Source organism: Kitasatospora sp. MBT63, assembly GCF_000710465.2.
Taxonomy (GTDB): domain Bacteria; phylum Actinomycetota; class Actinomycetes; order Streptomycetales; family Streptomycetaceae; genus Kitasatospora.
Map to the genome: position 1 here is coordinate 1 of NZ_JAIZ01000149.1, position 6,813 is coordinate 6,813.

At 67.5% G+C, this 6,813-nt stretch carries 4 protein-coding genes; 2 read left to right on the forward strand and 2 right to left on the reverse strand.

The annotated features are described in order from the left end of the window. Window positions 1-601: 601 nt before the first annotated feature. Entirely contained in the window at window positions 602-3,673 is a 3,072-nt protein-coding gene (locus AA75_RS09940) for a ricin-type beta-trefoil lectin domain protein (protein WP_033819501.1), read from the reverse strand. Between the two features lie 918 nt (window positions 3,674-4,591). Between AA75_RS09940 and AA75_RS09945 the strand changes: the two genes are divergently transcribed. After that, the gene (locus tag AA75_RS09945) at window positions 4,592-5,077 is read left to right on the forward strand and encodes a hypothetical protein (RefSeq protein ID WP_149038045.1); all 486 of its coding nucleotides are present in this window, start codon (window positions 4,592-4,594) and stop codon (window positions 5,075-5,077) included. A gap of 665 nt (window positions 5,078-5,742) precedes the next feature. Then, entirely contained in the window at window positions 5,743-6,258 is a 516-nt protein-coding gene (locus tag AA75_RS09955; protein ID WP_033819504.1) for a hypothetical protein, read from the forward strand. A gap of 235 nt (window positions 6,259-6,493) precedes the next feature. Here the strand turns inward: AA75_RS09955 and AA75_RS09960 are convergent. Beyond that, window positions 6,494-6,813 (reverse strand): helicase associated domain-containing protein (locus AA75_RS09960; RefSeq protein WP_033819505.1); only part of this gene is annotated, 320 nt, incomplete at its 5' end.

Consider the following 6,813-nt stretch of genomic DNA (forward strand, 5'->3'; position numbering starts at 1 on the left):
CGCCCCAGACGGCCTCGTTCGGCGGGCAGGCGTGGCCGTGCTCGGCCGCGTACCCGGCGACCGCGGTCAGGTTGTCGGTGAAGGCGCTGTCGAACACCGACCACACGAACCCGAGCGCGTCCAGCCCCTTGACGCGCTCCGGGTCCATTTGTCACCGACGCCGGACCGGTCGCCCTGGCCAACCGTCAGCAGGCGGTGGCGGACCTGGCGCGTGATTCCTGGGGTGGCGGCTGGTGGGTTGTCCGGGGTGACAACGCGGGCGGGGACGGCTGGCGGGAGTACGACGACGCGGTGCCGGTCATTGCCACCACCCTGGAGCTGCTTGCCGAGCACGGCCCGCGCCCGGGACTATGGGTGAGGTCGACGGTGGATTCTGGGTGACCGAGGTGGAGTTCACGCGGCCGGGCGGGAGGCGGAAGGTGAGACGCCGTCGCGGTCCGGTGGCGAGCCGAAACGGACGTAGGGCCGCTCACACAATGGTGAGCGGCCCTGCCGGGGGCTTCGGTAGGTCATTTCGGACCGCGCCGCCCGGTTGCCGAGCCTTGATGTGGTGCGTGGTGCTTACGAGGGGAGGGGCGATCTTGTAGTTGGGTGTGTGGGGTTACATGGAGTAGCTGTTGACGCTGAGACCGATGTCGATGGCGGCGCCGTTTCCCGGGACGATTTCCTGCGTGCCCCATGTGCCGGTGAGTTTGAGGTCGCGGTGGTACATCAAGCCGCCGTCTCCGATGCCGTAGAGGTGGAGGACGCCAGGTGTTTCTACGCTGGCCAGCTTGGACAAGTTATGAGCCAGTGAGGGATGCTGGATCCAGCTATCCCGGAAAAAGCCGACGTGCTCGTATTCGGCATACCTATCCTGCTCCCACAGCGTCCCGCCCCCGGTTTCGGCCAGCAGGTGGACAAAGTCGCCATTGTCGTGGGTGTAGCTGGCGGTCAGGGACTTGGCGCCGGCAAGATTGCCGGGGACCTGCGAGGCGGTCCACTTGCCGGTTGCCGTGGTGAGGTCAAGGACCTGGACCTGTCCGCGGGTGTCGATCGTGAACACCTCGATGTTGTCGTTCACCGCGACACTGGTCACCTGGGTGGCCTTAGCCCCGACGTCTCTCCAGTCGGCATTGGGGCCGAAAACTCCGTTGGAGTCGCTGACCAGGCTGAACACTTCGCCGTCGATTCCCACCATCTCCAGGTAGATGATGCCGTTGATCTGGGCGGCGGTCAGATCAACGGCTTGCCAATCGCCGGGGAACTTGGACCAGCCGGACCACTGGTTGGTAGTGGTATTGAGGTCGTAGTACCAGATCCGGTTGTCGTTTGCGGTGGCGTAGACGCGTACCATGCCGGGCATCGCGACGGTGGCGACGCTCCTACTTCCCCGGCGCTGCTCGTTGTCGACAGCCGTCCAGGTCTGGTCGAAGGAGTCACCGCTGGAGTCGAAGGTCTGCGAGTAGAGGGCGCCGCTGAGTCCCAGCACCTCAAGGTGGACCGCGGTGGCGGACCACAGGGGCTCGTCGGTACCTCGCTCGCGGTAGATGACGAGGTTTCCGTCGTCCGTCAGCGCTGCCCAGGCTCCGCGCTCTTCGACAGGGGCGCACCAGGTGCTGTCGGCGTAGACGCAGAGGGTGCCCTCGTCGTGCATGAGGGCCTTGGCGGAGGAACCGTGTGTTCCGGAGGCCCAGAGTGATTTTCCGCTGGCGAGGGAGTAGAGGACTAGGTTGCCGTCGCTCTGCATGGTCAGGCGGGTGCTGGCGGAGTAGAGCGAGTCACCGGCTTTGAGGGTTGTGCCCTGCATGATGAAGGCCTGTCCTCGTGGCCAGTCGAGCACCTGGGAGGGGCTGCTCCCGCAGGCGCTGAGTCCAATGGTCCTGGTTCCGGTTTTGATGCCCAGGCAGGTCCCGGTGCTCACGTTCTTCAGTCTTCCATCGGCCTGTGGCAGCCACTCCACCTTGCGGTCAGGGCCGCCGTCGCACCTCTGGGCGCTCGGAGTGTCCGTGCCGGGGGTGATACCCAGACATCCCTTGTTGTAGCGCCTGATTCTGACGGTGTTGCCTGGGCCGAACTGCCAGCTCTGGGCGCCGATGCCAGTGCACGGTTCCGCCGTGTTAACGGCGCCATCGTTCTGTTGCAGGCAGAGTCCGGCCAGGGAGCCGGTGAAGGCGATGGAGTTCGACGGGAAGCGGAACGACTGTGTGGAAAGGCCATTGCAGGTGAAGAATCCGAGTCGCCCCTGGGCGATGGTCAGGCAGAACGCGGTCGCATAGGTGGTGGTCAGTGTCCCGCCGTCGGGATTGGCAAACCACTGCTGGCCATCTGTCGGCGGGTCCTGGCACGTGGACAGCACGACGAGGCTGGGGTTGGCAGTACTTTCGGTCAGGCATTTGCCCAGCGTCCGGATCGTGCTGTCGGTCGGGAACTGCCAGGCCTGACTGGCGACGCCGGTGCAAACGGAGGGAACGATCGTGGTTCCGTCCACGCTCGCACCATTCTTCGGCCCCAGGCACTGATTGTTGACGTTGGAGATCGTCTGAGTGGTGTCCGTCCACTGCTGGTGGGTGTACTGCACCCAGCAGTGTTTGGTCGTGCCCGGGGCGGGGTCGCTCCCGAAGGTGGCGATGTTGCAAGCGAGGCTGGCTGCGCCTCCGCCCGGGGGCGGGCCCGGGAAGTTCTTGTAGATGTCGTAGAAGTTGCCGGTTCCGAAGATCACGGTTGAGCCGGCGGTGATGGTACAGGGGTTGCCCTCGTCGCTGCAGAACGAGCCGACCTGCGGCGCGCCGCCCTTCATCTGGGTGAAGTCCACCGCGAGGTGGTCCGAGCCGACGTTGGTCAGCGTCCGTGCGCCCCAGCCCTTCGGGACCACGCGCGAGGTCACCAGGTAGTCCAGGATGCTGCCGCCGGCGGGCGACGGCCGGGTAACGCCGGCGGGGGAGTGGATGTAGCTGCCGCCGGGAAGACGGGTTCGCAGGCTGTCGGGGTCGCGGTTGTAGTCCCCGAGGGCCGCGAAGTCGAGGCTGTAGGCGGCGGCCTGCCCGGCCATGTAGGCCACCAGATTGGGGTCATCGTTGCCGTTTCCGGACAAGCCGTGAAGGGTGTAGAAGATTGTCGAACCGAGCCTTACCCCGAACGCGGGCCGCGAGCCTTCAGACGTCTGTGTGGCTGGGATCCCGGGGTTGATCGCGAACACCCGCGCGGCGCGTGTCTGGGTCACCATGGCCAGGTTGACCCGGTTGGCGCCCGGGTCGGTGATCATGAAGTAGATCCAGTAGATGTTGGGGCGGGACCGGCTTCCGAGGTTCCAGCTGTACTCGCTGATGGCGGGCAGCGAAGGGTCTGGGGTGTAGGTCTGCTGGAAGGTGGCACTGGCGGGGGGCTGAGGGCCGGCTTCCTGGAGTGCCACGACATCGTGGTTGGCCATCAGCCGCTGGATGTCAGTGGTCCATTTAGTGGCGGCGCCGCCGTCGCGGCCCTGCATGTTGTACGTGGCGGGCTTGAAGTCCTCAAGGAATAGCGGTGCGGCAGAAGCCCGAATGACGGGGGTCACCGCGAAAGCGGTTAGGGTCAGGGCCACCGCGAGCAGGACGCCGAGAAGGCGACGCAGAGGCGTGCTGGCCGAGTGTGCAGCGGCGCCGTGTGCGGCGCGGTGCGACGCCTCGGGGGGCGGCAGCAATAAGGGTGTCATCAAGGCTCTCCAGATGGGTGGGAGGGACCGGAGCGGGTCCTGCAAAAGAGGGGGTGAGTGCCAGCGCTGCCCGCACCCGGGAGCGGGCGGCACCTGCCGGCGCCGTTCGGGTAGCCGGAACCTGAAGCGGGAATCCGGACACGTGCGCGTCGTACCCGCAGCGAGCCACAAGAACCCGGACTGGTCTGGCGCGGCCCACACCTAGCCCCCGGCCGGAACACCCCCGGAAATTCGGCGTGGCCCAGGGCCTCGTCCTTGGCGCCAACAGTGGGTCAAGTCATGACGTACCCTCACGGTGCTTGGCTGCGCCGACGGTCGGGCACTCCGGGCTGAGACTTCCGGAGCCATGGGGGGGGGACACGCGCAATGCTGCTGACGGGACCGGGCGAACGCGGGGCAGGTCAGGTGAGGCTGAGTTTGCGAGCCGGGTCGGGCCGAGTCAAGGAAGGAACGTATGCGCGTGTCCTGGCGGCCCGGGCCTAGCTACCTGTTTTTCGAACCCGGAGACAGCAGGTAGACGGACCAATGCCCGACGAGTGAGGCTTGAGTATCCGTTCGCGACGCGGTCACAGTAACCGTTCAGCGAACAGCCCCCTGCTGCGGCAGTACCTGCCCAAGGGCACCGACCCGCCCATCCCGGTGGTGGTGGACGCGGCGGTTCTCACACCCAGCGCGGCAGCGCAGCGCACAGGTCACGGCGCTGCCCAGGAGTCCACATCTCCCATCGGGCAGTGGCCGCGCTGACGCCGACCGTGCTCGGGCCAGCGCCCGAAGCGGCTGTCTCCGGCCCGGTGTGACAACCCCATCCGGTCCTGTCGAGTGGCGTGCTGTCATGCCCGCATCCAGCATCACGATCAGAGGGAGCGCACAGTGCGCCCGTCATCGACTGTGGCCAGGCCACAGAGAAATGGGGTTGAGATGCGATCTGCTCGTGTACTGGGCAGAAGCCTTGCCATCGCCGCCGGAACCGCACTACTCGCAGGCATCGTTCCGGGAGCCGTCCCCACGAATACGGCGTCCGCCGCCGACGCGTGCGGGCAGTCCTTCGCAGACTACGCGGGGACGTTCACCGGGACGGTGCTCCTGGGGAATGGTCCCGAGCAGCTCACATACACGCTGACGTTCCCCAGCCTCGGCGACTACGACATGAAGCTGGCCATCTCCAGTTCCTCCGGCACGCACGAAGTCCAGGGCCCGAAGAAGATCCTCTCCACTCAGTCGTCCGGCAACCTGATGCTCACGGTGCCGATCTTCCGTACCCAGGGACCCGTCGAATACATGGACGTCATCGCACGGGACACGCAGTGTCAATCCGCGCTGCTCGCAACGACGCCTCCCACGGTGACCGCCTTCACCTTCACCGTACCGATGGGCCCGGACATCATCATGATGAGGACGGCCTGACCGAGAACGCCCGGACCGCCACTGACCGAAAAGTGTCGGCCGACCCATGACGGCGAGGCCCCAGGCAGTCGAGCCGGATGTCCAACAATATGTCCAACAATCCAGTTCAACCAGGGGCCTCACCCGCGCCGAAGAGTTCGACGAGTGGACGATGATCGCGGACCCTTAGCTCACGGACTGAGCACCGGTCCGTTACACCCGCTCCACGCCGCGCTCGGCGAGCTGTCCCGGCGTCAGCTTCGCCCGCCTCGCCTTGGCGTTGTTCAAGAATGAACCTAGCGCCACCTGATGCACCACGACCTGGTCCTCGCCGCCGGTGGCCAGCCTCCACAGTCTCCAACGGCTCACGGTGAGGGCGGGGCACCCGCGCATGCCGCTCCCGCGCCCCGAACTGGGCGAGCGCCGCCCTTGCTGGCGAGGGCTATGTGTCCGCCGACCTCGGCGAAGCGGTGGGTGACCTCCGGGATCAGGTCGAACGGCCCGTAGGTGTCACCCGGCGCCGGGCGTCGGCGAGGAACGCGAGGTCGGCACGCCCGTGAACGGCGGGGATGTCGGCTGTCCCCCGCGCGGAGGAGACGGCGGCGCGGATCTCCTTCCGGGGTCGGCTTCGAGGCCGGTCCTCAGGGACGACGCCGGGGCGGCGACGCGCCGACACGATAGTTTCCATGACCGTCACCCCACCCGATCGCGCGCTGGCGTCCCCGCCCCGCTGGGCCGTCTGCGCCGCCCACACCGCCGTGCTGCTCACCCTGCCGTCCGGGATATGGCGCCTCCTGCTGGCGGCCGGTCTCACCGCCGGGTACACCCGGGCCGGGTACGAGGCGATGGACTTCACCGGCTGGGGTTCGGTGTACGTGGTCGGGCTCAGCACGGCCGGGGAACTGCTGGCACTGCTCACGCTCGGGCTGGTCCGGCCGTGGGGCGAGGTGCTGCCGAGGTGGGTTCCCCTCGTCGGCGGGTGTCGGCCGAACCCGCGCACGGTCACCGTTGCGGCGGGCCTCGGTGCCGGGGCACTGACCCTGTTTCTCTCCCAGTTCGCCCTCTGGTGGGCTTTCCCCCACACGGACATGACCCCTCTCGGCAGCACCATCGCCGGATTCCTGTACCTGCCCCTCGTCGCCTGGGGACCACTCCTCGGTGCCGTCACCATTGACTACCACCGCCGTACGGCGGGAGCTTGACCCGTCCGGCATCACCCGAGCCGGCCAGCGCCCATACAGCCACCCTGGGCACACGGCGCGCTGTGCACGTTCGCGTGTACCTGGCTGTGCAGATAGGTGGCCTGTACCCGGACACGGGGCGCAACAAGCTGCAACGCGGAGTCTCGTGTTGCACCCCTGAGCTGGGCGTTTGTCCCCTGGGGCGGGCCGGGCGGTGCCGTGTTGCACCTCGGCGGCCCGCCTCGCGGGACGCCAGCTACGCCCAGCGCATCCCGAGTTCGGTGAGTCGGGCGGCTCGCTCGGCCGGGATGGTGGTCCGCCGAAGGCGGCTGTTAGCGACGAAGAGTCCCAGGGCCACGACGACCTCTGTCGGTTCGCCGCCGCCTTCGGTGTCCAGCAGCAGCGGCTCCTTGTGCTTGCGGGGGACGTTGAGGTTCCCCTCCCGCTCGCGGTACTGGGCGGCGGCGGCCAGGTTCCGCTGCTCCTTCTCCGCGTGCGGCACCTTCGCGGGCGGCAGTTCCTCGGCGGGCATCGGTTCCAGCCCGAGGACGTGCTCGCACACCCACTGCTGGGCCG

Coding starts and splice junctions, on each gene's coding strand:
- AA75_RS09955 (WP_033819504.1), top strand. CDS start 5,743: ATGACCGTCACCCCACCCGATCGCGCGCTGGCGTCCCCGCCCCGCTGG.
- AA75_RS09945 (WP_149038045.1), top strand. CDS start 4,592: ATGCGATCTGCTCGTGTACTGGGCAGAAGCCTTGCCATCGCCGCCGGA.
- AA75_RS09940 (WP_033819501.1), bottom strand. CDS start 3,673: ATGACACCCTTATTGCTGCCGCCCCCCGAGGCGTCGCACCGCGCCGCA.